This is a genomic window from Halorarius litoreus (assembly GCF_024362405.1).
GTDB classification, from domain to species: Archaea; Halobacteriota; Halobacteria; order Halobacteriales; family Haloarculaceae; genus Halorarius; species Halorarius litoreus.
On record NZ_CP101455.1, the window covers coordinates 86,186 to 112,171 of the forward strand.

23 protein-coding genes are annotated in these 25,986 nt (G+C 59.6%); 14 read left to right on the top strand and 9 right to left on the bottom strand.

The annotated features are described in order from the left end of the window. Nucleotides 1-14 precede the first annotated feature (14 nt). From NL126_RS22215 to NL126_RS21525, 5 genes are all read right to left on the bottom strand, one after another. Nucleotides 15-440 (bottom strand): DUF8215 family protein, encoded by a 426-nt coding sequence (locus tag NL126_RS22215; protein ID WP_491536958.1) that lies wholly within the window; start codon nt 438-440, stop codon nt 15-17. Nucleotides 441-462: 22 nt separating this feature from the next. Beyond that, the gene (locus tag NL126_RS21515) at nt 463-1,386 is read right to left on the bottom strand and encodes a cation diffusion facilitator family transporter (protein WP_255198909.1); all 924 of its coding nucleotides are present in this window, start codon (nt 1,384-1,386) and stop codon (nt 463-465) included. Further along, nucleotides 1,383-1,634, bottom strand: a complete 252-nt coding sequence (locus tag NL126_RS22220; RefSeq protein WP_491536959.1) for a DUF7996 family protein — start codon at nt 1,632-1,634, stop codon at nt 1,383-1,385. The genes NL126_RS21515 and NL126_RS22220 overlap by 4 nt, the downstream gene beginning before the upstream one ends. Beyond that, nucleotides 1,627-4,245: a heavy metal translocating P-type ATPase gene (locus tag NL126_RS21520; RefSeq protein ID WP_255198910.1), complete on the bottom strand. Its 2,619-nt coding sequence runs from the start codon at nt 4,243-4,245 to the stop codon at nt 1,627-1,629. The genes NL126_RS22220 and NL126_RS21520 overlap by 8 nt, the downstream gene beginning before the upstream one ends. 126 nt (nt 4,246-4,371) lie before the next feature. Further along, nucleotides 4,372-4,560, bottom strand: a complete 189-nt coding sequence (locus tag NL126_RS21525) for a DUF7333 family protein (protein WP_255198911.1) — start codon at nt 4,558-4,560, stop codon at nt 4,372-4,374. 217 nt (nt 4,561-4,777) lie between these two features. Here NL126_RS21525 and NL126_RS21530 point away from each other — a divergent pair, with 217 nt between their 5' ends. Both NL126_RS21530 and NL126_RS21535 read left to right on the top strand, forming a co-directional pair. After that, nucleotides 4,778-5,887, top strand: coding sequence for a DUF3179 domain-containing protein (locus NL126_RS21530; RefSeq protein WP_255198912.1), 1,110 nt, complete (start codon nt 4,778-4,780; stop codon nt 5,885-5,887). Then, the gene (locus NL126_RS21535; RefSeq protein ID WP_255198913.1) at nt 5,880-6,488 is read left to right on the top strand and encodes a hypothetical protein; all 609 of its coding nucleotides are present in this window, start codon (nt 5,880-5,882) and stop codon (nt 6,486-6,488) included. The genes NL126_RS21530 and NL126_RS21535 overlap by 8 nt, the downstream gene beginning before the upstream one ends. 79 nt (nt 6,489-6,567) lie before the next feature. On the opposite strand, the gene NL126_RS21540 is transcribed toward NL126_RS21535, so the two are convergent. From NL126_RS21540 to NL126_RS21555, 4 genes are all read right to left on the bottom strand, one after another. Then, the gene (locus NL126_RS21540; protein ID WP_255198914.1) at nt 6,568-6,990 is read right to left on the bottom strand and encodes a cupredoxin domain-containing protein; all 423 of its coding nucleotides are present in this window, start codon (nt 6,988-6,990) and stop codon (nt 6,568-6,570) included. Nucleotides 6,991-7,015: 25 nt separating this feature from the next. Beyond that, on the bottom strand, nt 7,016-8,266 hold the full coding sequence (locus NL126_RS21545) for a ZIP family metal transporter (protein WP_255198915.1): 1,251 nt from the start codon (nt 8,264-8,266) through the stop codon (nt 7,016-7,018). 1 nt (nt 8,267) lies between these two features. Then, a complete protein-coding gene (locus NL126_RS21550; protein ID WP_092635651.1) occupies nt 8,268-9,527 on the bottom strand; it encodes a multicopper oxidase domain-containing protein in 1,260 nt (419 codons plus the stop codon). A gap of 128 nt (nt 9,528-9,655) precedes the next feature. Continuing rightward, the gene (locus NL126_RS21555; RefSeq protein ID WP_123115097.1) at nt 9,656-10,333 is read right to left on the bottom strand and encodes a metal-dependent transcriptional regulator; all 678 of its coding nucleotides are present in this window, start codon (nt 10,331-10,333) and stop codon (nt 9,656-9,658) included. Between the two features lie 219 nt (nt 10,334-10,552). Between NL126_RS21555 and NL126_RS21560 the strand changes: the two genes are divergently transcribed. The 12 genes from NL126_RS21560 (at nt 10,553) to NL126_RS21615 (ending at nt 25,880) form a co-directional block, all read left to right on the top strand. Further along, nucleotides 10,553-10,720 (top strand): DUF1931 domain-containing protein, encoded by a 168-nt coding sequence (locus NL126_RS21560; RefSeq protein WP_123115096.1) that lies wholly within the window; start codon nt 10,553-10,555, stop codon nt 10,718-10,720. A gap of 75 nt (nt 10,721-10,795) precedes the next feature. Continuing rightward, nucleotides 10,796-11,848, top strand: coding sequence for an exodeoxyribonuclease VII large subunit (gene xseA / locus NL126_RS21565; protein WP_255198916.1), 1,053 nt, complete (start codon nt 10,796-10,798; stop codon nt 11,846-11,848). A gap of 2 nt (nt 11,849-11,850) precedes the next feature. Next, the gene (gene xseB / locus NL126_RS21570) at nt 11,851-12,033 is read left to right on the top strand and encodes an exodeoxyribonuclease VII small subunit (RefSeq protein ID WP_066419191.1); all 183 of its coding nucleotides are present in this window, start codon (nt 11,851-11,853) and stop codon (nt 12,031-12,033) included. A 204-nt stretch (nt 12,034-12,237) separates the two neighbouring features. After that, complete coding sequence (locus NL126_RS21575; RefSeq protein WP_049987855.1) at nt 12,238-12,486, top strand: hypothetical protein; 249 nt, start codon at nt 12,238-12,240, stop codon at nt 12,484-12,486. Nucleotides 12,487-12,492: 6 nt separating this feature from the next. Beyond that, on the top strand, nt 12,493-12,915 hold the full coding sequence (locus NL126_RS21580; RefSeq protein WP_066419193.1) for a DUF7985 family protein: 423 nt from the start codon (nt 12,493-12,495) through the stop codon (nt 12,913-12,915). 29 nt (nt 12,916-12,944) lie between these two features. Continuing rightward, the gene (locus tag NL126_RS21585) at nt 12,945-14,681 is read left to right on the top strand and encodes a DUF8186 domain-containing protein (RefSeq protein ID WP_080505350.1); all 1,737 of its coding nucleotides are present in this window, start codon (nt 12,945-12,947) and stop codon (nt 14,679-14,681) included. 3 nt (nt 14,682-14,684) lie between these two features. Further along, the gene (locus NL126_RS21590; protein ID WP_255198917.1) at nt 14,685-15,521 is read left to right on the top strand and encodes a hypothetical protein; all 837 of its coding nucleotides are present in this window, start codon (nt 14,685-14,687) and stop codon (nt 15,519-15,521) included. A 2-nt stretch (nt 15,522-15,523) separates the two neighbouring features. Then, nucleotides 15,524-16,639 (top strand): TrbL/VirB6 family protein, encoded by a 1,116-nt coding sequence (locus NL126_RS21595; RefSeq protein ID WP_255198918.1) that lies wholly within the window; start codon nt 15,524-15,526, stop codon nt 16,637-16,639. Nucleotides 16,640-16,641: 2 nt separating this feature from the next. After that, entirely contained in the window at nt 16,642-17,763 is a 1,122-nt protein-coding gene (locus NL126_RS21600; RefSeq protein WP_142980651.1) for a TraC-like domain-containing protein, read from the top strand. Then, nucleotides 17,756-19,963, top strand: coding sequence for a VirB4 family type IV secretion system protein (locus NL126_RS21605; protein ID WP_255198919.1), 2,208 nt, complete (start codon nt 17,756-17,758; stop codon nt 19,961-19,963). Before NL126_RS21600 ends, NL126_RS21605 begins: the two co-directional genes overlap by 8 nt. Further along, nucleotides 19,929-24,266 carry a primase-like DNA-binding domain-containing protein gene (locus NL126_RS21610; RefSeq protein WP_255198920.1) on the top strand — a complete coding sequence of 1,446 codons (4,338 nt, stop codon included), beginning with the start codon at nt 19,929-19,931 and terminating at the stop codon, nt 24,264-24,266. The genes NL126_RS21605 and NL126_RS21610 overlap by 35 nt, the downstream gene beginning before the upstream one ends. A 351-nt stretch (nt 24,267-24,617) precedes the next feature. Then, complete coding sequence (locus NL126_RS21615) at nt 24,618-25,880, top strand: phage NrS-1 polymerase family protein (protein WP_255198921.1); 1,263 nt, start codon at nt 24,618-24,620, stop codon at nt 25,878-25,880. The last annotated feature ends 106 nt before the right edge of the window (nt 25,881-25,986 follow it).

The window sequence follows — 25,986 nt, forward strand, 5'->3', positions numbered from 1 at the left end:
CGTAGCCGAGGGCGCTATGCCTCACCGACCTCGCGGCTGATCTGGAACAACAACAGATTAAGGTGGTCGAGGAAGAGGACGGAGAGTCCAACCCCGATGAGCACGCCTGAGAGCGGGCTATCGATAGCTGACGCGACGACAATGCCCGCACCGTAGCCAAGTGCGAGGACGGCATTGTACGCGATGAACGACGTTCCGATGTCAACCATCGAGTCGGGTGTGGGCCACGGGATAGCCAGGTGCCGGCTGCTGGTTCGTCCGCGATGAATCATACCACCGAGGAGGCAGATCGAGAGAACTACCCACCCGGCGAGTAATGATAGTCGTAGTTCGGAGAACGCAGCAACACCGACGAATGCAGGAATCGAGAGGATCGAGACTTCGGAGAGCGTACTGGAAAGTGCTGTTGGAGGCTCGGTTTGGTCAGCAACCATCTTCATTCGTGATGTCAGCTAGAACGGATCAATGGGTGTGTTTCGTTGTGCCGACGGACCTGTCGTCGGGGTGCGTACCTCCGATGAGTTCGACAGTCGCGTGGTCGATTCCTCGGTCAGCGAGGTGATCGTGAACGCGCGACCGGATCGTCTGCTGTTCGTCGACCGTCGTCGCGGTGTCGTTCAGCCGAACGGTCCCGACCGTCAGTTGACTGCACACCTGCCAGATGTGAATATCCTCGACCTGCACGACACCGTCGATTGCAGCGAGTTCCTTCCGAAGGTCGTCCGGTGAGATCGGGCTTCGCTGCAGCAGAATCGAACTGCTCTCTCTGAGCACGTTCCCCGCCGACACGAGTACGAGCACACCGATGAGGATCGCTGCGACGGGATCAGCGATCGGGAGGTCGAAGACCCAGACAGCGATCGTCGAGACGATGACGGCGACCGAGCCCCCAGCATCACCCAGTAGGTGATAGAACGCGCCACGTTCGTTGAGACTCATCTCGCCCCCTTGCAACACGTACACGGAGCCAACATTGACGAGGAGTCCTCCAGTCGCAATAACCAGCGTCAGTTCCGGATTGATTCTGACCGGATCGAGAAACCGCTGGTAGGCCTCCCACAGAATGTAGCCGACCATCGGCACGAGGAGGACGCCGTTCAGGAAGGCCGCCACTGGCTCTAGTCGGTGCAGCCCGTAGGACCACGACTGACCCCCCTCGAACCGCTTGGCTGTGTAGCTCGCGCCGAATGCCATCGCGTACGCGAGCATGTCGAACAGCATATGCAGAGCATCGCTGATGAGCGCGACCGAGCCGAACAGCAACCCGCCCGCGAGTTCGACGACGAATCCGACAAAGTTGATGACGGCCACCGCCGCGAGTTTCTGCGTGCTCTGCCCTGTCGAGCGTTCCTCATCGACGTTCGCGGGGTCGTGTGTGTGGCTCATTCGTTCGACCCATCCCGCGAGGCGGATTCGTCACTCGAACGATGTTCCACACCTGTTGGGTCACCGAACTCCATCGGTCTGAACCAGATGTACCAGGCTACAATCACAACTCCCCCGTACCCGAGTACCCAGACAAAGTCACCGACTGTCTCGTAGCCAGCCGCGTCGACGAAACTGTTCACTACACCCGCAATGATCAAGATCGAAATGAGGAGGAGCCCTTGGATGTAGCCCGCTCGGTCAGGCATCCGAATCTGCCTCCGCTACATCGGGCGTCAATCGTGAGAGCCGCATTGCGTTCCCCGTGACGCCGACAGTCATTCCGGCGTCGCCCGCAAGGACGGCGAGCCAGATGGGTACGTACCCGAACGGTACTGCCACCGCGAGGCCGGCTTTGACACCGAGACTAGCCCAGATGTTCTGTCGGATAACACCGTTGGCATCGTTCGCGAGTTCATAGAGATAGGGGAGTTTCGTCAGGTCGTCCGCCATCAACGCGATATCTGCCGTTTCGAGGGCCGTATCGGTTCCGGCTGCTCCCATTGCGACGCCGACGGTGGCAGTTGCAAGTGCTGGAGCATCGTTGATACCGTCTCCGACCATCGCTATACCGTCGTACTCCTCGACTAGATTCTCGATTGCGGTTACCTTGTCCTCTGGCAGGAGTTCGGCTTGGTACTCGTCGACGCCGACCTGCTCGGCGATTGCGCGAGCGGTCCGCTCGTTGTCGCCCGTTAGCATCACTGTTCGGGAAACGCCGAGTTGCTTGAGTCGCGTGGCGGTTCGCTTCGCTTCCGGGCGGATTTCGTCGGCGACCGCGATGACACCCTCGATCTCGTCTTCAGTGCCGACGAGGACGACGGTCTTCCCTTCTGCCTGGAGTTCGGGGACGGTCTCTTCCAAGAGGTCGAGACAGTTGTTCCGGTCGCACATCTGCCGGGCTGTCTGTGTCACGACGCCACCGTCAGTCGTCGCGTGGACGTGCGAAAGGTCGAACCCCAGCTCCTCGAACAGTCCGGGCTTGCCTGCGAAATGTGGGGTCCCATCGAGGTCGGCACGAACACCCTTTCCAGTGATGCTCTCGAACTCATCGATCTCGCGCTCGGCGACTCCCCTGCTGCCGGCTTCAGCGACGATCGCCTCCCCGATAGGATGTTCGCTCCGCTGTTCGAGTCCGCGGGCACACCGAAGGACATCTTCCTCCGAATTCTCGTTCAATGGAACGACATCAGTGACGGTGAGTTCACCCTTCGTCAGCGTCCCCGTCTTGTCGAAGGCGACGACGTCGACGGCCCCCATCGCTTCGAGGTGGTTGCCACCCTTGATCAGGACGCCGTTCTTTGCGGCACTCGTGATACCCGACACCACCGAGACGGGCGTCGAGATGACGAACGCACACGGACAGGCCAGTACCAGCAGCGTGAGGCCGTAGACGACGGCCGTGGACCAGGTCGTGCCGAGGATGAATGGGCTTCCCACCGTTGTCAGGACGGCGAAGGCGACGACGACTGGCGTGTAGTACGTCGAGAAGCGTTCGACGAACTGCTCACGCTCGGTCTTGTTTGCCTGGGCGTCCTCGACCATCTCGACGATACGCGAGAGTGTGTTATCACCAGCTTCAGAGGTAACTTCGACTTCGAGATACCCTTCCTCGTTAATCGTGCCGGCGTACACCTCGTCGCCCGTCGTCTTGTCGACGGGGACGCTTTCACCCGTAATCGGAGCCTGGTTGACGGCGCTTTCACCGTCGACGACGGTTCCGTCCATCGGAATCTTCTCTCCGGGCTTTACAACAACGATGTCTCCGACTGCGACCTCGTCGACGGGAACCGTCTCTGTCTCACCGTTCCGGTTGACGGTCGCCTCATCCGGTGAGAGGTCCATTAGCTCTCGGAGCGAGTTCCGGGCGCGATCCATCGAATAGCGCTCGAGGAGTTCGGCGACGCTGAACAGGAACGCGAGGGTGGCAGCCTCGAAGTAGAGCGCCTCTCCGAAGACGAGGCTCGCAACGAGTGCGCCGAGGATTGCCACCGACATCAAGAAGTCGATGTCGAGGTTCATGTTCCGCGCCGAGTAGTAGCCGTTGCGAAGGATTTCCTGGCCGCCGGTGGCTACGGCAACGAGGAACAGTCCGTCGGCAACGAGTAGCTCCCCACCGAGAAGCGTTGCAATCTGTGTATTCTGCCCGGTCAGGAAGAACTCGAAGAGTAAGCCGAGCGCGACGAACCCACCGCTAATCCACGTCTTGAGTGCTCGCGGACTCGTCCAGATACTCTCACGATCCTCAGTCGGTTCCTGCTGTTCTGATTCGTCGCTCGACGTGTCTGTTACCTCGTACCCAGCGCTTTCGATTGCATCGATGACATCGGCTTCTCCAGCCCTCGAAGAATCGTACGTGACGGCGACGGTTCCGGTCGTCGGCTGTGTTTCGTACGTTATGACTCCACCGACCCTGTCAAGAGCATTTTCGACTTTGCCTGCACAGGAAGGGCAATCCATCTCTGGCACCGTGAACTTGGAGGTCACCTCGCTAGTGTCCTCCACGGTGTACCCAGCCTTTTCAATCCGATCGGCTATCGCGATGGCACTCGTTTGCTCGCGGCTGTAGGAGACTGTCAGCGTCCCCGTCGTCACTTGTGGGTCAATGCTATTGATCCCGTCCAGTTTTTCGACGCTGTTTTCGACCTTTCCTGCACAGGACGGGCAGTCCATCTCCGGGACCGAGAACTGTGCAACGTCCCCTCGGTCTATGGGTGAAGAGCTGTCGTCGACGCCCCGTTCTACGTGTTGAGCGTGCTCGTGGGTGTGATCAGGTGGTTCACCACTTCTGTCGTGGGAATCGTCGTTGGGTGAGGTCATCACTCGCCACTAGCCACTACATATTTATTAAATCAGCTGCTATAAAACGCCCACTTTCTACCAAGGACTAATAAATAACCTGAATTGAGTTATTAACTCATCGTTTGCCTCATCTCAAACACAGACTTAGATACTGTTTGCTCGATACTCACCGTGTTTGATCCCGAGGAGGAGCGTAAGGACTCCAAACACGATGAGGCCGACGCTTACCATCATGACTGTACTGGTGCTCATTGGACTCATCATCGTCCCACCAATTATGATGGCGAGCAGGGCTACGAACGCTATCACCGTATTCGTTGTATCGAATTCCATCTCTATTCGACTACTGTCGCTTAGTCAGATGTTATTTCCGATATCCCGGCCGTCGGGGGGCGAGCGCCGGGCAACAACGTGTGGGGCGGCCCGGACAGAACGACGACGCACGTCCAAGGGCTGTTGTCCAGTCCCCCGGAAATGAGGTCGCGGTGCAGATGTAGTCCGTCCGCACACCCGCTCAACAGTTAAAATCCGAACCACCCTTTCTAGACCAATGACGCCCATCCCTCGCCGGCGCTTCCTCGCCGTTGCCGGCCTGGCGGCCGTAGCCGGCTGTAGTAGCCGGACTCCGGCCTCGGGACAGGGTTCGACGCCGACGCCGACGGACACCACCGGCACGGTGCCCCCAGCCGGCGACGCGTCAGTACCGACCGCAGACGAGCGGCTGCCACTCCCCACGTCGCCGGCGAAGCTCCGGGAGGCGGCACGCTCCGGGGGGCCGCCCAAGGACGGTATCCCTTCGATCGACGACCCGAAATTCGTCGCCGCGGCCGACGCGACCTATCTTGATCCGGGGGACCCGGTGTTCGGTGTCGTCAGCGACGGCGTCGTGAAGGCGTACCCGCAAAAGATCCTTGTCTGGCACGAGATCGTGAACGACAATCTGGCTGACAGACCGGTGAGCGTCACCTACTGCCCGCTCACGGGAACCGTCCAGGGCTTCGAGCGCGGCACTACGACGTTCGGGGTCTCGGGTCGCCTAATCAACAACAACCTCGTTATGTACGACCGCGCGACTGAGACATGGTGGCCACAGATTCTCGCCACCGCGATCCCGGGGCCATGGAACGACGACCCCGAGATCAAGTCGCTGCAGGAGTTCCGCCTCATCTGGACGACTTGGAAGCGCTGGCGGGCCCAGCACCCCCAGACGCAGGTGCTCTCGACTGACACCGGCTTCGCGAAGAACTACAACCGCGATCCGTACGGGACGTACAATCCGCGGGCAGGTTACTACGACAACGACAACCTGCTGTTTCCAGCCTTCAACCCCGACTCTCGGTACGAGCGCAAGACAGTCGTGATGGGTGCCCGTACCCCGAATGGCGCGGTCGCGTTCCTGAAACGCGCGCTCCGGGCGAACAAGCTCATGACGGGAACCATCGGTGACATGCCGGTGCTGGCCGTCCACGACAGCCGGTTCGACACGGGGTACATCTACCTAAACCCCGAGGAAGCGGCGTTCGAGATGGAGAACGGTATGGTCGCTGGGCCCGATGGAACGCATACGCCGGACGCACTGCCGCTCGACCGAATCCACACGTTCGACGCAATGTGGTTCGCGTGGGCGGGCTACTACCCAGAGACGACCGTTTATGACTAACCAGTCCTCGATCACAGGGCTCCAGGCGGCCGTCGCGCGGACTCGCGCTGCCACGTCGCTGACGCTTCGTCGCCGCGAACCTCGGGCCGTGTTCATCGGCGTCACAAGTGGCTATCTCCTCGTGTACCTCTGGGTTATCGGGCATCTCGCTCCGGGGTTGGGTGGCTACGGCGTGACCGTCGTTGCGGACCCACTCGCCAAACTCCTCCGGCCCGAACTCGGCCCGTTTATGTTCACGTCTGTGGCGCGCGTGCAGCTTGGCCCCCTGACGTATCTCGCCTCGTTCAACACCGTCGTCGGGCTCGGTATCTCGGTGCTGGTCGGGCTGAACCTGGCGCTGACGTACCTCGCGTGGACCCAACCGAAGGCCTGTGGAATCGGCGAGTCGTCGAGCGGGCTCTTGGCGGGTCTCCCAGCGCTGCTCTCGGGAACGGCATGTTGCGGGCCAGTGCTACTCCTCGTGGTGGGCATCCAGGCCTCAGGCGTCCTCATCACGGCCTTCCAGTTCCTGCTGCCCGTCGCCGCACTCGTGCTGGTCGGGAGTCTCATTCTCGTCGGCAGGCAGATCACCCCCAGCAGTGTGAGTCATCCACCGCGCTAGGGAGTTCGCAGAACGGGTCTCTATCGACTGTAACGAGTTTGCGGGTGTTTCCCGCGGGGAGGAGAACTTGATTGTTCGATTACTTCACTCGAACTGTTCCGACCATCCCCGAACTCTCGTGTGGGATACAGAAGTATCCGTACGTTCCCGGGTGATCGAACGTGTGCTCGTAGTTCTCGCCCGGAGCGATGAGTCCGTCGGCGACTCGATTCCTCGCCGCACGCTCTGACTCGAAGCCACCACTTGCGAAGTACGCAACTTCGTCTGGAATCTCGTCTTCATACGCTGTGACCGTGTGGTCGATGTCGCTCTCGTTCGTCCACGTTACCGTCTCACCAGGTTCGATCGTCGCGGTCTTCGGCTCAAACGTGAGGTCGCCGGGCATCGTGACGGTCTGGGCCGACGATGACTGTCCACCTAGACACCCGGCGGTGGTTAGAGTCGCTAGGGTCGCGGTGCTGAGTCGCAATATCGATCGTCGATTGTAGAACTTCGAGACCATTGTAACGAAAACGAGTGTTATCCTATTAGAGGACAACGAAGAGATCGGTCACGTACATGATGGCGAGGCCGAACAGGAACGCGAGCAGGTTCGTCGCGCTCGCCACGCGACCGCCGGCATCGCGAACCATTCGCGCGATCTCCCAGTTGACCTGCAGGATTGCGCCAACCCCGATCGCGAGGAAGAAGGCCCCGATCGTCGGCGAGTATGCAAGACTACCGATCCAGCCCCCGAGGATGACGGGTGCGCCGGCGATCACCCCGAGTGCGGCGAAGTGCTTGAGCGACGGGCGTTCCCCGCGGGCGACCGGCGCGACGACAGCCGGACCTTCCGTCACGTTGTGGAGCATGAACCCGATCACGAGGAATGCACCGAGCGAGACGCGCCCGAGTGCGAACGAACTCCCGATAGCAAGTCCTTCCGCGAGGTTGTGCAAGCCGATTCCTATCGCGACCAGATAGGCGATCCAGAGACCGCTACTCGCACGACTATCACCAGCGGCGACACGGCCCTCACGCCACGCACTGATCGCCTGTACGAGTAATAGTGCGCCGAATATCCCGAAGACGACCAAGAGGTTGCCCTCGTATGCGCCTGGAATCCTCTCGGCGAGCTCGAACGCCTCAAACCCGGCGTCGAACGCCAAGAAGCCCAGTACGCCGGCCGCAAACAGGAGCACGGCGTGCAGCCACCGATCGCTCATCGTCTTGATGTAGGGGAACCACAGCATCCCTAATGCGACTGGGATCACGCCCACGAACAGCCCGATGACTGCAAGCGTCCCGAGCAGCCCGAGGCTAAACCCGGGTGATTGACTCGGCGCGACGATCGTATTGTGGAACGTTGCTCCATCAGATAGTACGAGGGTGACTCCGAGGTCCCACCCCGGATTCCAGTGATACGGAATCACGATCTGTGCGCTTTCCATCGGGGCGAGCGTTTGGTCACCACCAGCTCCTTCGACTCGGAAATCCCAGTAGGCCTCGTCGACGAGAACCTGTGATATCGTCACAGATTCGGGCCCGTTGTTCGTCACGTGCAAGACGACTGTTTCGTCGCTCGGAAGGGTCGTATGTGTGATCGTCACGTCGGGAAGCGGTGTGCCGCTCTGAACTCCGGCGAGCGGGGACGTGAACGCGAACACGCCCAAAACGAGTACGAGCAACACAATCGGGAGTAACGCGCTGACCCATCGCGGAAGCCCGAGCGGTTGTGTGATCTCTTCGTCAGCCGTTACACCACCGTCCGTCGTCGTGTCTTGTGTCTTATCCGCCATATTAGACCACCTCGAAGAAGCTCATCCAGCCGAGTTCGGCGAACTCCGACTGATGCGCGTGGAACATGTACAGCCCGGGCTCGTGGTCCGAGTAGTCGATCTCGATGATTCCGCGCTGGGCTTGACACTGCATGATCGTGTCCACGGTCTTATTCGTCGGCGTCAGCGTCGTCCCGTGGTCGTAGTAGTCGAAGAATTGCGAATGCGTGTGGAACGAGTTGATGAGGTCGAACTCCGTTGCATTGGAGAGGTATACGCGCTGGCGTTGGTCCTTGTCGATCTGGATGGGACGTTTCGTCTCGCCCGCCGTCCAGTTGCCCTCACCGTCGGTGTCACCAACTCCATATCCGAACGCCCGCGTGTTCGCCGCATAGACCTCGTTACCGCCATCGAAGTTGGTATCGAACGAGTTCATCACCATCACCATCTCGTTGACGGCGTCGTTTTCAGCGTACTCGTGATTCCGGCTCTTCGCCTCTTCGACGAGCTGCTCTCGGAAGTCGTCGGTAATCGGGCCCGGGTAATTGACGTACTCGCGTGGATTCTCCCTGACGCGTTCGGGGTCCGGATCGACGATGATCGTGCCATAGAGTCCGCGGTGGATGTGCTCTTTCAGCGGGAGCGAGTGGCAGTGATAGAAGTGCGTGCCGGCGGGTTGGGCGAGCCATTCGTACGTGAATGACTCACCCGTATCGAGAACGCCAGGCCCGTTTTGTGGAATCCCGTCCATTCGCGGGTTGAGGTTCTTCAGGTGTGGATGGATCGTGTGCGCGTGTCGTCCCAGGTTCGTGAACTTCACGCGGATGAGGTCGCCCTCGACGGCACGGATCGTCGGGCCCGGTACCTGGCCGTTGTACGCCCACGCCGAGAACTCGACGCCCGGCGCAATCGTGATCGTCGTGTCGACGGCAGTGAACTCGAATTCCCGTACGGTTTGGCCGTCCTCTTCGTAGACCTGTTGGGGAACGTTATCCTGTCCGCTCTCTCCGGTATTGAACGCAGTGAGGAATTCGTGGGGGTCAAAATCCAAATCCCGGTATTCGCCCACTGCACCGAAGTTACCGTGTTCACCCTCATCGTCGTGATCGGACGAGGCAGCTGCTCGGGAGCTCCCGAGTCCGACTGCTGCACTGCCTGCAACACCGAGCCCGCCGAGGACCGTGCGGCGACTGACACTCGTTTCACCAGTGAGTGATTCGACCAGTCGCTCTTCAAGTCGTTTTGTGACGTCTGCTGCGCTACTGTAATCTATCGATGGCATGATTTCCTCCGCTGGTCAGGCCTTCGCATACCCATACACACTCATTGTCCCACCCAATACATAAATTAGACGCATCTAAAATTAGATTGTGTCTAAACTAATGGCCTCGCTACTGGAGACTCATCAGTTTAGTTTGAAGACCCCGCGAGCGTTTGAGCGGTTATGGATCGGGCCACTTCCTCTGGGAGTGCAACTCGTTCGTCGGTGCCATCGGGAACAAGCGTCACCATCCCAAATGAGGTGGTCTCAACAATTTCGACTACAGTTGTTGGGGTAATCTCGTGTTCAGACAGGTACCGGAGTAGATCTGGGTCATTGTCTGGCACCCGTTCGATTCGAACCTTGTCGCCGACCTGCTGATCAGCGAGTGTTTCACCGGATTGTAACGGTGAAACGTCCAGGTCCGCTGTGGGAATCGGGTCGCCATGCGGGTCAACTGCCGGATTCCCTAACTGCTCTGCAATTCTATCAGCGAATTGATTGCTGATATGGTGTTCGAGGCGATCTGCTTCGTCGTGTACTTCGGCCCAATCATACTCGAGGCGCTCCGTCAGGTATCGTTCTAAGAGCCGATGATGGCGAATAATTTCGAGAGCAATAGGAATTCCAGTGTCTGTGAGTACAACGCCCTTGTAAGGTTCGTAATGAACAAAATCGCGCTCGGCCAATTTTTTCACCATACTGGTGACTGAGGGTTGTTCTACGTCCATATGCTCAGCGAGTGTCGAGGTCCGCACCCGTTCATCCGTTTCGTCTTGGAGGTAATAGATCGCTTTGAGATAGTCCTCCATGATGGCGCTCAGCATTAGAGCGAAATTAGATGGGGCTAAGTTTATAGTTTGCCACGGGGTGGTTTCTGATGTTGCCAGCTGTGGGCGTGATTCTGAGATGGGTCCGGTTATCGCAACGGTCAACACTGGCACATTGATTTTCCGTATCTTCCTGTTGTGTAACTCACTGACGCTCAAAATGGCAAATCGAAAATTCGAACCTTTATAATATAGACGAGAGAAGTCAGCGATGGAATGTCTGACCTAATCGTCAAAGCAGCCGTGAAGGACGGACTCTCGGACCACAACGTCTCGGCGGATTTCTACGACGCTCTCAACGAAGAGGTCGCCGAACTGCTCGACGACGCCGCAAAGCGTGCCGAGGCCAACGACCGAAAGACGGTCCAGCCCCGCGACCTGTAGGCCTGTGTAACACAGCCAACCCCATCACTCGAACGTAGCTTTTTGAGGTTCCTGTTCAGACGTTAGTAAACGAAGATGGCGGACGCACCGGATACAGAACGGCAGGCAACTGGACCCGATACAGGAGAGGTTCTTAGTGTGTCACAGCTGAACGACCAGATCGCGTCGGTCGTCCAGGACACGCCTGCCCTCAACGGCGTCCGCTGTATTGGCGAGGTCACGGATCTCCACCAGAACAGTACCGCCCTCTATTTCACCCTGACCGACGGCGACGCCGAGCTCCCCTGTATGATCTGGGCGAACCGCTATCAGAAGATGGACGCTGACCTCGAGGACGGGACGGAGGTCATCCTCGAAGGCGATATCGACTACTGGACAGAGGGCGGGAAAATCGACCTCAAGCCGTGGGAAGTCATCGTCGTCGGCGACGGCGACCAAGCAGCTGCTGTTGAACGATTGCGAAGCGAACTCGAAGAACGTGGTTGGTTCGACGACGAGCAGAAACAGCGCCCGCCAGCGTTCCCACAGCGGGTCGGTGTCGTGACCTCCCTCCGTGGCGATGCCCGCTATGACATCCAAAACGCAATCCACGAACAGGACCCTACCGTTGACATCCTGGTGAAGGACGCCACCGTCCAGGGGTCGGATGCGCCCACGTCCATCGCGAACGGCATCCACCACCTCGACCGCTCCGAGGAGGTCGACTCGATCATCGTCGGCCGCGGCGGTGGGAGTGATTCGAACCTCCAAGCCTTCAACACCAAGCGGGTCGCGGAAGCTATCTTCACCGCGAACACCCCGACCGTCACGGCGATCGGGCATACTGACGACCGGTTAATCGCAGATCAGGTCGCGGATGTAACGACGATCACGCCGACGGCCGCTGGCGAGTATATCGTGAATTCCCGCGAGGAGTTCTTCGCGGGCGAAGTCAAGCCGCTGGCACAGCAACTCGACGCCGCGTACGAAACCTTCCAGCAAGAGCATGAACATGAACGGGAACTTGCCGAAGCAGTCGACGAGGCGGCCGCATCCGAGGGGCTCCCGCCGGTCTACTACAAGGCCGCAATCGCTGTACTGTTGTTGCTGTTGTTGGCCATCACTGGGCTTTGGTTGGGGGTGATCTAAGCGTGGCAAACGACCAAGATATCCACGATCGGCTGGCCCGTGTCGAAGAAATTATTGAGCAGCTCGATGCGGACGAGTGTGACCTCGATGAAGGGACAAGGCTCCACGAGGAAGGTCAGAAACTCTTGGCCGAGGTGCGAGAAATCCTCGACAACGGGCGTGGAGAGGTCGTGGAACTCGAGTAGAGTACCATCCTAATCTTAACCAACAGCCAGCGGTATCTAACCCTCATTGTTGGTTAACTATACCCTTGCGAGATGAACGAGCTCTCTGGTTATAATTTACTTTAGAATTTTGCGCCAGTTGGTGGCCAGAAAGCATATACCGATCTTCTAGCTATCGCACCACCATGGACCGGGGCTCAACCGGTGCATACCCACCCCGCACATATGATCACACGGGCAGTCACCATCGAAGACATCGATGATCTGTACCTGACGTGGAACAGCCATATCAACGGTTCCGCCCTCTATCGCCGCGCCCTCCGAGATGAGATGGAGCTTCGCGACGTCGACCCCGACGAGCTTCGAGATCTCTTCGAACGGGCCCGCGAACAGGGCTACACGAAAGACGAGATCGTCGACGAGACCAATCGCTACGCTGATCTCAAAGCACTCGTCGACGACGCAGAGGAGTAACCCGCTATGTCACAGGACAATACGCCCTCCGAGACGGCTTCGAATCGCGCCGACAGCCAGTCCACGGCATCGAGTAGGCTTCCCAGGCAAGCTGTCTTCATCGTCGTCGCCCTGAGCCTGTTCGCTGTGGAACCCGCCGCCGCACAGACGAACGCCGTCTGTAGTGCGGACAACCTCCCCAGTATGATCGAGGGCTTCTTCCAGCTTACTACGGCGCTGGGCATTGTCGGCCTCGCAGTCGTGTGGCAGGCCGACTCCCTCATCGAGATGTTCACGATCACGCCCGAGCAGAAGAAGGGCCTCAAGCGCCACAAACGGTCGGCGATGAAGTCCGCGGTCGTCCTCGTCGCCCTCGGGCCGCTTTACACCGTCGCTGGGTCGATGATGAACCTCCCGCTGGCGCAGTGCGTCGACCTCGCCCCCTGGTAGGCGACTACTGCCCCCCGTCGCGAGCCCCCATGACACAACGAGAGCTCTCCGTGCTAATGGCCGCCCTGTTCGTGACGAGCCTAGTCACAGGTATCGTTACTGCAACCCCGCCACGGCCAGGCACGGAGGGGAATGGGCTGACTGAGAATGAATCAGCGACGCTGTGGTCTCGCGACGCGGACAACTACATCAGCCAAGAGGAGTACCAGCAGCGCTACGGCGAGAGCCGGACCGCGATGCACCAACTCGCAAACGGGACAGACATCACGTTCACGCGCCCGCCGGCGACAGCTTCAACGTGGACGCGAAACGACTTCGCTGATCTCGAACCCGGTGGGTCGGATACGTCCGTGCATCCGCGCCACGCATCGCTCGAAGACGGGGTGTTCATCGAGGACGCCCACGCCACAGTGTTCGCAGTGCAGCCGTCGACGCGAGGTCACTTGGAGTCGGGTGAAACCCCGCTCTATATCGCGCCGAACGGCACGATTCGGGGGTTCGTTGACTATCGCGTTCGCGTCCCGAACGGAAGCTCTGCGGGAAACACGACGATTGAGTGGTCGCTCACGAGCAACGAGGTTGAGGAGGTTCGATTGCAGAAGGACGGCGAAACCATCGTCGAGCGCGACGGCTCGCACACGCCGGCCCTCGACTACCAGATCGAGGATGACTGGAGTGCAAACCTCACGCTTGAAGCCGAGATCAGCGTCCGGTTGAAGAAGACCACGCGAATCGACCGAGGCGACGAGACCGATGTCGAGGTCACGTACCGAACCGAGTCGCTCAACGTCTCGGATTCGATCGCCGTCGAGATCTACGATCTCTCGGCCTACCCCTACTACGCCGAGTATCCCAATGGTGACGCCGGTGTGGCTATCTTCCAGTCCAGACCGTGGCAGGGGTACACGCTGACGGAGAATGGAAACGCACGAGTGCGTGGCGTCTGGCGGTTCTACACCGCTCGGAACACCAACTGGGATACACTCGTCAGATCGAACCGGACCGACAGCGCCACCGTCGAGTCGGATGCGATTCCGGTCTATGTTCACGCGTACCCGTCGCGAATCGGCCCGCGTGCTGAACCAGTTCGCGATGGCCCAGAGATTATCGACACTTGGGGCACTGACCGACCGTCTCCGGTCAGCACGCTCGGCGAGAACATCAACATCGACATCGTCAACCAGTCGTACACGACGACGTACGGTGTTGCGGTTCGCGCCGAGAGTGTTGACCGCGACGCGCTCCAGGTGGCGGGGATCGTGCGGGGTGTGAACGCCTCGATTGTGGCGCCTGACGCTGGCTCAGAGCGGCAGCTCCGGCGCAGTAATCTGACGGTTGAGGTGCTTCAGCAGAACGAAAGCCAGGCCACACTCCGCATCGAACTCCGAGACAACGAGACCGGCGCACCAATCGTGCTCAGCGATCCCGACCGACGATATCCAATCGGCGGGACCACTCGCAACGGCTACATCACCGTCGCCGAGCAACGCGTCGAGACCAACGCCTCCGGGGTGGCGATTGTGACGATCGACGAGCCGGGTATCTACACGGCTCGGTACCATCCGGGTTCGTGGCTCGGACACGACCCCGCGTATGTGAGTGCGACGGCTACTGCTCGCTGGCATCCGCTCGGCACCATCGACGGTTGGTTCGCGTTCATTTTCGAGGTTGCCTGGCAGCTCATCCCGTTTCTTGTGATGTTCTACACTGGCAAGCGGCTCCTCCGAATGCTCGGTCCAGAAGACATCTTCCAACGGAACCCATAGTCCATGACTAGAAACCACCCACACATCAGTCGGCGAACCGCCCTCCGAACAGTCGCAGGTGCTGCCCTCGTGAGCGTCGCGGGCTGTCTGAACGACAATGGCGGTTCTGGGACGCCTGGTGACGGAACGACCTCTTCAGATGGCAAAGGCCCACTCGCGCGTATTGCTCTCGAGGGAACCACACTCGTCGTCGAACTCTCCGAAGAAGCCGACGTCGACCAAGTCAACCTCATCCAACCGAACGGCGAGTTATTCGGGGAGCGCGACGTAGCCGCGGGTGCTCAGCAGGTCTCATTCGAGATTGGCACCGCGTATGCGCCCGGTGAGTACCGCGTACTCGCGTTGAAGGGTGAGGAGACAGTAGTCGAGACCACGACTGAACTGCGTCCAGAGATCCAGATACAGGATGTTGGACTCTATCGGAATAATCCAGATAAGCCGTGGGAAGAAGTCTATGGAGAGTCCGAGACTGACCGGATCAAGAATGGCGAGGCATTCGTCACGGTAGAGAACACAGGAAGCGGTCCGGAAGCGATAACTGAACTAATCTTCTCCGGGGACGTTCCCAATCCAATTGAGAACCCCAGAGGCAGTGGAATGCACGAAACCGACCGGGTAGTAGTCTCCCCTGGCGAGACGGCCGACCTGTTCAGTAGTTCGTTTCCGTTCGGCACAGAAACTGAGGACGGGATGGGATGTTCCCCAGACGGGAATAGTGGCCAGTTTACTGTTATCGTTGAGACACGGGTCGGTGGAAATCAGGTCTCAAGCACCTACAACGTTCAATACACTAGTTCCGACGATATGACTGATTGTGAGGTCACGATCACTGAGGTATAACGATGGTCGATCTCATTGATGTCGTCCTTGAGGGTATCAAGGGCGTCGTTGAGTGGTTCATTGGGCTGTTCATGGACGGTCTCAGATCAGGGTATGAAACTCTGACTGAGGGAATGTTCGGGACACCCACTCCAGAGACGAACGGAGCTTTTGTCTTCGGTGAACCGACCAATGCACCCTGGCCAGCGATTCACGATGCTCTCATCGGCGGCGAAATCATGCTAGTTGCCCTCTTGCTCCTTGTGATGAGCGTTCAGGGCCGTCACACGGTTCGGATCTTCAATATTGGAAGTACCTACGAAGCCCGAAAAACGAAGAAAACGGCCTGGGTCGGTGCTTTTCTAATCATTACGTGGTACTGGATTGGGACTCTCGCGCTCTACCTCGTTGACGGATTCACTATCGCCCTGATGCCGGAGCTTTCCTCGGTTACGGAGGCGATGATTGGATTCTTGGAAGTATCTATCACAAACCCAGGGCTGGGGCTATTGTTCGCCGTGATTGGTGGAATCTCGATGTGGGCGCTGGAGGCGCTGTTCTACATCCGGATGATTCTGCTGTATGTCTACCTGTACGGAATGCCGATTGCATTTGCCCTGGCCTACGGAAATATTCCGGTCGTATCCGATATCGCGATGGGGTTCTGCAAACGGTTTGTCCCGTTGGCTGTCCTCCCGCTCCCGGCAGCGATGGTCCTCAAGGGGTACGATTTGATCTACGGCGGTGGGACGCTCACACCAGGAACAGCGTTCCTCAAATATCTCGTTGCTGCGTCCCTCCCGCTGGTCGCCCTCTACATCACGTGGAAGACGTTCAAATACGCGGCCCCGTTGACGGCCAAAGTCGTCGGCGGTGCAACGAAAGGCGCAGCACTCGTTGGCGGTGTCGCCGCTGGAGCCTACGTCGGTGGCGCCGGCGTCGCGACGACCGCCGCTCGGTGGGGGCCGAAAGCCGCCGCTGGCCACGCAGTCGCGCAAAAAGCGGCTGCCCGCGGTGGGCATGGAGGAGACGATGGCGGGACGCCATCGTACCGTCGAACGGAAAATGACCCTGGTGGAGCGACAGCGGAATCGGCGAGTGACGACCGTGGGATGGAATTTGATCGAGGAATCCACTAACAATGTCAGCAGATCAAGACGCGGCTGCACGGCGCATCATGGATCAGTTCGGCGAGGAGAGTCGCATCCCGTATCTCAATATCGAGGAAGGGGACGTCGGCATGCTCATCGCCTTCCCCATTATTGGGCTGTTTATCGCGGGCCTCACCGGGATCGAATCACTGGCCCTCCCGTTCGTTGCTGGTGGGCTTGGCTTTGGCGTCGCCGTCATCTACGTCTCACCAACCCACCTGAACGCCTGGACGTGGACCAAAGACGTCTATCGGTACCTCAAACGGCCTCAGGTCACGTTCAGTGCGCCCGCCGAAGCCGACACGAGTACCAACGAGTCAGAGCGCAACGAGGGCGGACTCGCGAACTACACGCCGTTCAAGCCCGACGAGCGAACGCAGGATCTCACCAACATCAAGCGAGCGTGGCCGGGCGCTGGTGCTATCCAGCGTGAAGACGGCTCGATGGAGGCATTCATCGAGATCGATCCGGCCAACATGGACTTCGCGATGTCCGACGACTGGGCACAGCTCCAGGACGCTGGCGAAGAGTTCGCTAACAAAGAGCTAGACTCGAAGCTCAAACTCCACGCCACAACCCGTTCCTTCCCGGTCGAGCAGATCACCGAGACCATCGAGGAGCGCCTCACTGACGAAGACGTTACGGAGAACCCGATTTTCCGGGAACTCCTCGAAGAGTACCGGGAGACACGGCCGAAGGAGATGCGTGACCGGGGCATCCAGCAGGTCCGGTACTATATCGGCGTTGAAGTTAGCCCGATAGAGGTCTACGACCGCTTCCGCGACGAGGGCACCCCCGCAGAGAAGCTGACCCAGTTCCCGGTCATCGGCTTCCTGTTCAACCCGTTCGTCACCCGCCGCGAGGACCTTACTGACGTCGAACGTCGTGCGCAGATGTTCGAGAAGCTCGACAGTCGGGTGAACGACGTGCGATCCGAGTTCATCCAGCAGGCGTCGGGGTGGTCCGCACGCCGCCTCAGCACGGTCGAGCTGTTCGTCCTGAATATGGACTTTTGGAACGGCCGCGAACACGACTACGACGAGGCAGAACGTGTCGTTCGCGACCAATCGATCATCGGCCACTCGCGCCGGGAGGACCCACACGATGCGTAACGTGATCCTCCAGACTGGTGGTGGCGCGCTTGGCTCCGTCGCCGGGTGGCTCCAGAACCTGACACCAGCAGAGAGTGCAGTACTTGCCCTTGCAGTGGGTCTCGGCCTTGGCGTCGGCAGTAAGTACCTCTGGGACCGCTTCACTGCGGATGATGAACCAGACGTGGACTTCACCGATGTCCTCGACGAGGAGACACTCGAAGAAGGCGAGGCCGAACGCAAGCTCCTCGACGACATCTCGGAGTCGCACAAGACCGTTACCGCGCCCGGGGCTGTCGAGTGGGAAACGCGAGCCGCACGGGTCGGCGAGCAGTGGACGACGACACTGTACATCGCTAACTATGCCGACTATCCCAACGACGGATATCTGAGTGACCTCTTCGAGATGACCGACGTCCAGTTCGATCTGACGGCCCACATCACGCCGAAAAATCAGGAGCGGGCCCGGAACGAACTGCAAGACATCGCGGACGACCTCCAGGTCGATGCTGACCTCGAACAGAGTATCCGGAGCGCCTATCTCCAAGAGCGCGCCAACGAGGCCGCAGCGACGTACAAGGCCGTCGAGAACGGCGCGAACGTCTTCGACCAGGGGATGTTCATCACCGTGCGGGCCGACGAGAAAGACGAGCTCAGAGATGCCGTCCAGACGGTCAAGAGCGCGCTCCGCGACGACCCAGCGAACCTCACGCCGAAGACCGCAATTTGCCGGCAGGATCTCGCTCTCCAGTCCGCCGCGCCCATCGGTGACAACGAGTTCGGGCGGACGTCGATCGCGCTCGGCGGCGCCGTCGGCGCGTTACTCTCCTCACCGCATAACGCGACGATTCTCGAGGAGGGCGGCGTCGAGTTCGGGATTCACAAAGACAATCAAAGCCCCGTGGTCATCGACCCGTTCGCGCGGGACAACGGGTACGCAATGTTCACCGTGGGCGATACCGGCTCGGGGAAGTCGTTCAGTTCCAAGCAGAACTTCATCCGCTCCATCGAGCAGAGCAAGGACCGTATCGGCATCATCCTCGAGCCGTTGAACAACTGGGCGGGGGTCTCAGAGGCGCTCGACGCCAAGCGAATCACCGTCGGCGGGACGCTCGGGCTGAACCCCTTGGAGATCCGCGAGACGCCCGAACACGTCCAGCGGGCGATGGGCGAGGACGCGAGCCCGTTCAACGAGAAGCTCGACGACGCGATGAGCTTCCTCACGAACTTCTTCGCCCTCCGCGGTATCTCACTGGGAGACCGGCGCACCACGCTCGAACTCGCCCTCAAACGTGCCTACCAGCGCAACGGCATCACCGACGACATCTCGACGCACAGCAATCCGAGTCCGACCATCCGTGATATGATGGACGTCTTCGAGGACATGGTCGACGACCCTGAGGAGTTCGTCGTTCGATCCGACGAAGAGGCAGGGAAGATCAAAGAGGACGCGACGTGGCTCCTCGATCAGCTGCGCCCCTTCGGGGACGACGGTCGCCACGCCAACCTCGGCCAAGAATCGGATTTCGACATCCGGGACGAGAAGGTCATCTACCTCGACCTCGCCCAGCAGGAGGGCAGCGTCGACAGCAGCACGGCACTGACGATGCAGCTACTCATCTCGCTGGTGTACGAACGGGCGAAGGTCTCGGAGAAGGAGGTCGTGTTCTACATCGACGAAGCGCGCTACATCATGCAGGACGCCGCGAGTCTAGCATTCCTCGAGACGGTGTTCCGGCACCATCGCCACCACGACCTCTCGATTCGGCTGGTCACGCAGACCGTCGACGAGTTCTTCGAGCACGCCGAATCCGAGGCGATCTTGGACCAGTGTGCCGTCAAGCAGTTCCACCGCCTCGATGGGATGGACAAGGAGTGGGCCGACGAGTTCGGTCTGAACTACGCACAGATGCGGTTCGTCCAGGATGCCGTGCCGGGCAACGAGGACGCCGGCTTCTCCGAAGCACTGGTTGGCGTCGACGGCGAGTGGCGTGGGATCCAGGTCAAAGCGATGCCCAAGGAGAAGCAGGTCATCGACTTCGAGCCAACCGAGCAACGGCGAGACTCACTCCCCGGGACTGGTGAGAATGCTGTGGACGCGGAGGTGCAGGCGTTCCAAGACGATATTGAAAGCCGAGCGACCGACAACGGACAACACACACCTGAGCGGACGCCAACAGAGACTGATGGCGGTGAAACGGGAGGTGACGACGATGCGTGAGTACCTTCGCGTGACGCCAACCTCCGAACGGCTCAATCCGGAGCGTCTGCCGCAGGCACTGGAGAGCCTCCACAAACTGACCTCAACGGACTCGACAGGGCTAGCTGACAAACTCAATCCGCTACATAGCGACACACCGCTACGCTTCGAATTCCTCGCGCTGAGCGAGGGGAAAGATGACCCCGTCGAATTCTACTACGGTGCCGATGACCATCTGGATACCCTTGAGAAGCGGCTCCAGTCGGTCTATCCCGAGACGTTCGACATCGAGCGTACCGAGGTCGACGTCGCATCCCGACTCGTGCAGCCTGTCGAATTCGACCGAGAGACATTCGTCGAGCAGTATAACTCGGGCGGGCTCAGGTATGAGTTCGGCCCTGACGAGCAATACGAACGTGGCACTGACGACAACAAACAAGCGGGGCCAGCAGACGCCGAATCAGTCGCGGATGGAGGAACGGTCGGCGACCAGTCTCCCGACCACTTCATCGAGATTGGTGATACTGCCCTCGAACTCGCCCCACCAGATGCGATTCCCGAGGATGAGCCACTCACGACGCTTGCCAAACCAACGGTAACATCGGAGGGGAGGATACTCGCCCGGCCAGCGACCGAATCTGTCTCCCCACTCGGCGTGCGGTGGCAGGGGTCGGCGACTCGGAAGCAGGACTGGATGACCTCACTCTCGCCATTTACTGCCGACGACGAAGCAGAACTCCCCGCGGTCGATCAGCCAGGGGGTGCGCTCGCGTCGCTCGTCGACCACCTGATGGAGGCGACAGCACCAGTAGCGTTCCAAGTCGTCTTCCAACGACGCGAGAGCTGGCAGTCCGATGCCGACCTTCGCAAAGAAGATGTCATCGACGGACGGGACACACTCGCCCAGGAGATTATTGGCTCCCTTTTCGAACTCGACGATCGGTCGGAGAGTCGGGACAGAAACCAGCTGAGCGACGCGGTTGCAAAACGTGTCGCAGCAATCGAGGCGACAAATCCGAAGCGGTCGTTCACCGCGAACATCCGCGCAGTCGGGATTCCATCTGATAGTGACGGTCGCGATGATCTCGATGAGCGGATGCAATCACTGGTCCCGGTATTCGACCCGCTTGACGGGCCGTACTATGAGGTTACAGCCGAACGAATACGTGACAGTGGCTTCCGGGCAGCCACGAAAGAACGGAACGCACGAGCGGCGCTGCAGCGGCTCTTGGATCGTGAGATCACGACCGGTCGTGGGACGACCCGACCGGAGTTTGTCCTGAGTGGTCGAGAACTCGCGCACTTCGTCCTCGTCCCCTCCTCAGAACAGCTTACTGTCGAGGGGACACGTGGGACGCGTGCGGAACAGCAGAGTCGGAATCCGCTGCCCCGTCCGCACCAGGACCTCATGCGTGAATTCCGAGACGGGATGGCAATCGGATATGCCCTCGACGACACCGGCGAGGCCGAAGACGTGCCGACACACATTCCACCCGGACTGTTGCCCACTCATTACGGCCGGTTCGGAACAACCGGCTCTGGGAAATCGAAAGCCCTCATCAACGATATGCTGTCGCTGTACGACAACACCGAGGGGCCGACGATCCTCATCATCCCAAAGAACGACGATATGGCCCAGAATTATATGCGAGCTCACGCGCGTCGGTTCGGAATGGCCGACCTCGAAAAAAACGTCGTCCACTTCCCGATTCCGGACGTCCTCCCCGGGTTCTCGTTTTTCGATCTCGAACCGTCGATGGAGAGCGGACGGCGCCGCGAAGACGCCGTCCAACGGAAGGCCGACCACTACGAAGAGATTTTGAAGCTCGTGATGGGAACCGACCGCTACGAGCGGGCGACTGTGGCTCCGACCCTCATCAAGACGCTCATCAAGGCACTGTTCGACGAGGAATACGGCCGTGAGAACGGGCTCTACCGAGCGTCGACGGACTACTTCGCCCACCGACAGCTCGAACACGTCCTCGACCAGCTCTGGGAGGCCGGGCCACCGAACGAGAACATCGGCGACGCCCCACGATCGAGCGACGAGGAAGTCACCCGGACGATTCGACGGCAGCTCCAGTTAGATCCAAACACCTTCGCGAACGTGATGGGTGGTGTCGGAAACCGCCTTGCGTACATTTCACAGGATACACACCTACGGCAGATCTTCAACAATACCGAGAACCAGTTCGACTTTCGGGATGTCCTCGACGAGGATACGGTCATCCTCTTCGACCTCGGAGACCTCCGCGACGACGCTGCCCGGATCATGACCGGTGTGATCCTGACCAATCTCGATGCAGCTCTCAAGGACCGCAAACAGGCCCTCTCCCAGCACTCGGACGACTACGTCGTGAACTTGCTCGTCGACGAGGCAGCGTCGGTCGTGGTCTCCGACATCATGAATGATCTCCTCGAGAAAGGCCGGGGATTCCGGCTCTCTGTTGGCCTGTCGATGCAGTTCCCCGAACAGATGGAGGCTGAAGGTGGGCGGAAGATCTACCTGAATGCTCTGAACAACATCGGCAGTTCACTCATCGGGAAAATCAACGTCGACCGGGAACTGGCGCGAGCGATGGCCCACGAAGAGATGGACCCCGCGGATTTCGCCAATCGGATTCGTTCGTTGCCACGAGGGGAGTGGATCGCCAGCCTGCCAAGCCCGACGTTCGGTGAAACGGGGCCGTATCCGTTCAGTGTCGAACCACTCCCGATTCCACCGGGCCACCCCGAGAGCGAATCCCCGCTCACAGAGCGTGAAGAGGGGCAGTTCACTGAGACACTCTCCTCGATGCACGAGGACATCAATGACGAACACGGCGTGCCGGCCGCAACAGACGCCTCAACAACGAGAACACCGACCGACGGACACGGGGTGCTCGATATCGGGAGCGATGACCTGGACGTCGCGATTGCGACGGTGGTCCGGAGTCTGCAGCTTCGAGAGGAGTGCCGCGAGGAGAACGGCTGGGTGGCCGTTGAAGCAGTTGACGACGAACTCAGACGACTCTTCGACGACGTCGACGCCGAGCCGCCATCGTATGATGCACTCGCGGACATTCGAGAACGATCACGATACCTCGATACGACCGTCGATATCGACGCCGACGAGCTCCGCATCCGGCTCACTGAAGCCGGAGAGGATGTCTCGACACCCGATACTGGTAGCGTGCAGGCCGCTGGTGGGAGTGCCCACGACGCAGCACTCCTCCAGATCGAAGAAGAGCTCACCGCACTCGGTTTCACCGTCTCGATCCTCGCACAGGATGGCAGCGAAAAACCTGACGCGAGGGCGAGCCACCCCGACGTTGCCGATCGATTCGCCATCGAAGTCGAAACGACGACACCCGAGAATCCCGCGAAAGTGCTCACGAATCTCCGGAAAGCCCAAGAAGCAGGGGATATCCCGCTGTTTGTCGTTCGACCAGGAAACGACGAAACTGAGTGGGCCAAGCGCGTTGACGGCATTCTCACACCACCCGTTCGTACCCTCCAGAATGGTGAGACACGGTTCTACACGACTGACTCGAATCTCACGTTCAACGGCGGGGCAACCGAAGAAGGTGGAGTGACTGCCGTCCGCCCGGCGACCGATGACGAGAACGGGACCCAGAATATCTGGCAGCGTGATGGCGACGAGATCGTCCTTCGTGATGCCAGCGAGACGGAACACATCCGCCTCCCATCGCTTGAAAAACTCTCGAAAGATCGTGTTCCGGCCATCTACAGCTACGACCACGCTGCCGACGAGTACGTCGTTTATGAGCATGGTGAGCAACACATCTACGAGACGAAATCGGCGTTCGAGGATGACTGGGTGCGTGTCAAGAAGCCATTCGTCCCCGAAGCCGACCTCCCCGTCCCAGACTACACACGTTCGACGTACGGCATCCTTATCCTTCACGATGAGGCGAAATCGGTCGTGTATGAAGACGGTGAGAAGCGGCCACTCTCGGCAATCACTGACGGGGCATTCCGTCCCGCATCGCCTGAATCAGCGGCCGCTGACGAACCACCCAGTCAGACCGACCAGGCCGATGAGACAGTCGAGGAAGACCAATCGCCACCGTCGTTCGAAGCGTTTGTCGACGAATATCTTGCCGAAGATGCGGATGGAGCCGTGCCGAAAGATGATGTATTCGGTCTCTACAACGACTGGGCAGAGGCACACGGCATCGACGATCCGCTGAATAAGAGTTGGTTCACCCGGAAGCTCAACACCCACATCAAGGTGGATTCCACGAAGAAGCGAATCGGCGGGGAACCCGTCCCGCATTACACTGGTGTCCGTATCCGGTCTGAAGAGGACTTTCAGTCATGAAACGGACGTACACGGTCCAATTCCCAGTTTCATCGCGATTTCTCGGGAGCTGTTCCACCCAGACAGAATCATGACCTCATCCAATCAAACTCGCAGGTCGGAAATCACCCGACTGCGGCATGTTCCACCCAAATCTTCAATGGGTGGAACAGCTACGAAACGGCCGAAATGGGTGGAACACTCTCACGTCCAGCGATTTTTAACCTGCTATGGCGGGTGTTCTACCCAACAACCAACTAGGATAGAACGGGGGGTCCCCGTTGGGACCAAGGGGTTGGATCGAGACGTAACGCAGAGAGCGTTCTGTGCTGGCTCAGAGCCAGTGAGAGCCATGCGAGGTCCTACGTGAGGATGAGTGAACCTATTATCGACGAGGCGGAGGCGATTCCGGAGACGTTACGCGAACGCGACCAGTGGGTGTGCTGGCGCGAGGAGGAGCGAGACGGCAAACCGACGAAGATTCCGGTGACGCCAGGGGCTGGGGGGTTCGCGTCAGCAACAGAGTCGGAGACCTGGGCGAGTTTCGAGGCAGCACTCGACTACAGCGAGACAGAGCACGCCGATGGTATTGGGTTCGTGTTTACTGACGACGACTCCATCGTCGGCATCGATCTGGACGACTGCCTTGATCCCGAGACAGATGACGTCGACGACGCAGCGCTGGACATCATCGAACGGCTCGACTCCTATACGGAGGTGTCACCATCCGGCACCGGCTATCACGTCCTGATCACTGGCGCACTCCCCGAGGGGCGGAACCGGCGCGGGAGCGTCGAATTGTACGACACGGCACGCTTTTTCACCGTCACTGGCGACCACGTCGAGTGGACACCAACGCGCGTTGCACGCCGGCAGGACGCGCTCACAGCGATTCACCGTGAGTACGTCCAGGACACAGAGCGTGACACAGCCTCCGAGTCCGAACAGCGTGATGGCACTGACGCCCGGTCACCGACGACCGACGCAGCCGACGTCGACGTCGACCTCGAAGACGAGGACCTCCTCGAAAAAGCGCGAAACGCATCGAACGGCGAGAAGTTCGAGCGGCTCTGGAACGGGAATACGGTCGGCTACGACAGTCAGTCCGAGGCCGACATGGCGCTGTGCTGTTTGCTGGCGTTCTGGACCGGTGGTGACCGGACCCAAATGGAGCAGCTGTTCCGCCAGTCGGGATTGATGCGGGAGAAGTGGGACGAGGTCCACTACGCTGACGGGTCGACGTACGGCGAGAAGACCATCGAGCGAGCGATTGCGACCACGTCGGAGTTCTACGACCCGGACGCCGGCGGCGATACCGAAGATCCCCACGGCACACCTGACTGGGTCGCAACTGGCGGGACGCCTGACGACGCAGACCGGAGTCGTGCGTATCTGGCGGAGAAAAACCGCTTGTTGAGCGAGCGCGTCGACGAACTTGAGGCAGCACTCGAACAGAAGACTGAGCGGATCGAGAGCCTCGAAGCAGAAATTGAGCGACTCACCAACGAACTCGCGGCCCGTGACCAGGAGACTCCGCAATACCACAAGGAAGACTCCGGTACGGGGGACGAGACCGGTGATGATCCAGAGCCAGCCTCGCTGGTAAGTCGATTCTTCGGTGGTCGGTCCGAGTAGTGTCGCCGCTTCACCGCCATCCGGGAAGGTCTCTCTCGGGCGTTCCAAGGTGTCATAGAACGAGTACCACACCAATCTTCTGACTTCCCCAATCGCCCAATGTACA

Bases quoted from the DNA above. Each gene is read 5' to 3' on its own strand.
- NL126_RS21555 (WP_123115097.1), bottom strand. From the start codon at position 10,333: ATGCTGAGCGCCATCATGGAGGACTATCTCAAAGCGATCTATTACCTC.
- NL126_RS21610 (WP_255198920.1), top strand. From the start codon at position 19,929: ATGGCGGTGAAACGGGAGGTGACGACGATGCGTGAGTACCTTCGCGTG.
- NL126_RS22215 (WP_491536958.1), bottom strand. From the start codon at position 440: ATGAAGATGGTTGCTGACCAAACCGAGCCTCCAACAGCACTTTCCAGT.
- NL126_RS21530 (WP_255198912.1), top strand. From the start codon at position 4,778: ATGACGCCCATCCCTCGCCGGCGCTTCCTCGCCGTTGCCGGCCTGGCG.
- NL126_RS21535 (WP_255198913.1), top strand. From the start codon at position 5,880: ATGACTAACCAGTCCTCGATCACAGGGCTCCAGGCGGCCGTCGCGCGG.
- NL126_RS21615 (WP_255198921.1), top strand. From the start codon at position 24,618: ATGAGTGAACCTATTATCGACGAGGCGGAGGCGATTCCGGAGACGTTA.
- NL126_RS21545 (WP_255198915.1), bottom strand. From the start codon at position 8,266: ATGGCGGATAAGACACAAGACACGACGACGGACGGTGGTGTAACGGCT.
- NL126_RS21580 (WP_066419193.1), top strand. From the start codon at position 12,493: ATGTCACAGGACAATACGCCCTCCGAGACGGCTTCGAATCGCGCCGAC.
- NL126_RS21515 (WP_255198909.1), bottom strand. From the start codon at position 1,386: ATGAGCCACACACACGACCCCGCGAACGTCGATGAGGAACGCTCGACA.
- NL126_RS21585 (WP_080505350.1), top strand. From the start codon at position 12,945: ATGACACAACGAGAGCTCTCCGTGCTAATGGCCGCCCTGTTCGTGACG.
- NL126_RS21575 (WP_049987855.1), top strand. From the start codon at position 12,238: ATGATCACACGGGCAGTCACCATCGAAGACATCGATGATCTGTACCTG.
- NL126_RS21525 (WP_255198911.1), bottom strand. From the start codon at position 4,560: ATGGAATTCGATACAACGAATACGGTGATAGCGTTCGTAGCCCTGCTC.
- NL126_RS21560 (WP_123115096.1), top strand. From the start codon at position 10,553: ATGTCTGACCTAATCGTCAAAGCAGCCGTGAAGGACGGACTCTCGGAC.
- NL126_RS21600 (WP_142980651.1), top strand. From the start codon at position 16,642: ATGTCAGCAGATCAAGACGCGGCTGCACGGCGCATCATGGATCAGTTC.
- NL126_RS22220 (WP_491536959.1), bottom strand. From the start codon at position 1,634: ATGCCTGACCGAGCGGGCTACATCCAAGGGCTCCTCCTCATTTCGATC.
- NL126_RS21605 (WP_255198919.1), top strand. From the start codon at position 17,756: ATGCGTAACGTGATCCTCCAGACTGGTGGTGGCGCGCTTGGCTCCGTC.
- NL126_RS21590 (WP_255198917.1), top strand. From the start codon at position 14,685: ATGACTAGAAACCACCCACACATCAGTCGGCGAACCGCCCTCCGAACA.
- xseA (WP_255198916.1), top strand. From the start codon at position 10,796: ATGGCGGACGCACCGGATACAGAACGGCAGGCAACTGGACCCGATACA.
- NL126_RS21520 (WP_255198910.1), bottom strand. From the start codon at position 4,245: ATGACCTCACCCAACGACGATTCCCACGACAGAAGTGGTGAACCACCT.
- NL126_RS21550 (WP_092635651.1), bottom strand. From the start codon at position 9,527: ATGCCATCGATAGATTACAGTAGCGCAGCAGACGTCACAAAACGACTT.
- NL126_RS21540 (WP_255198914.1), bottom strand. From the start codon at position 6,990: ATGGTCTCGAAGTTCTACAATCGACGATCGATATTGCGACTCAGCACC.
- NL126_RS21595 (WP_255198918.1), top strand. From the start codon at position 15,524: ATGGTCGATCTCATTGATGTCGTCCTTGAGGGTATCAAGGGCGTCGTT.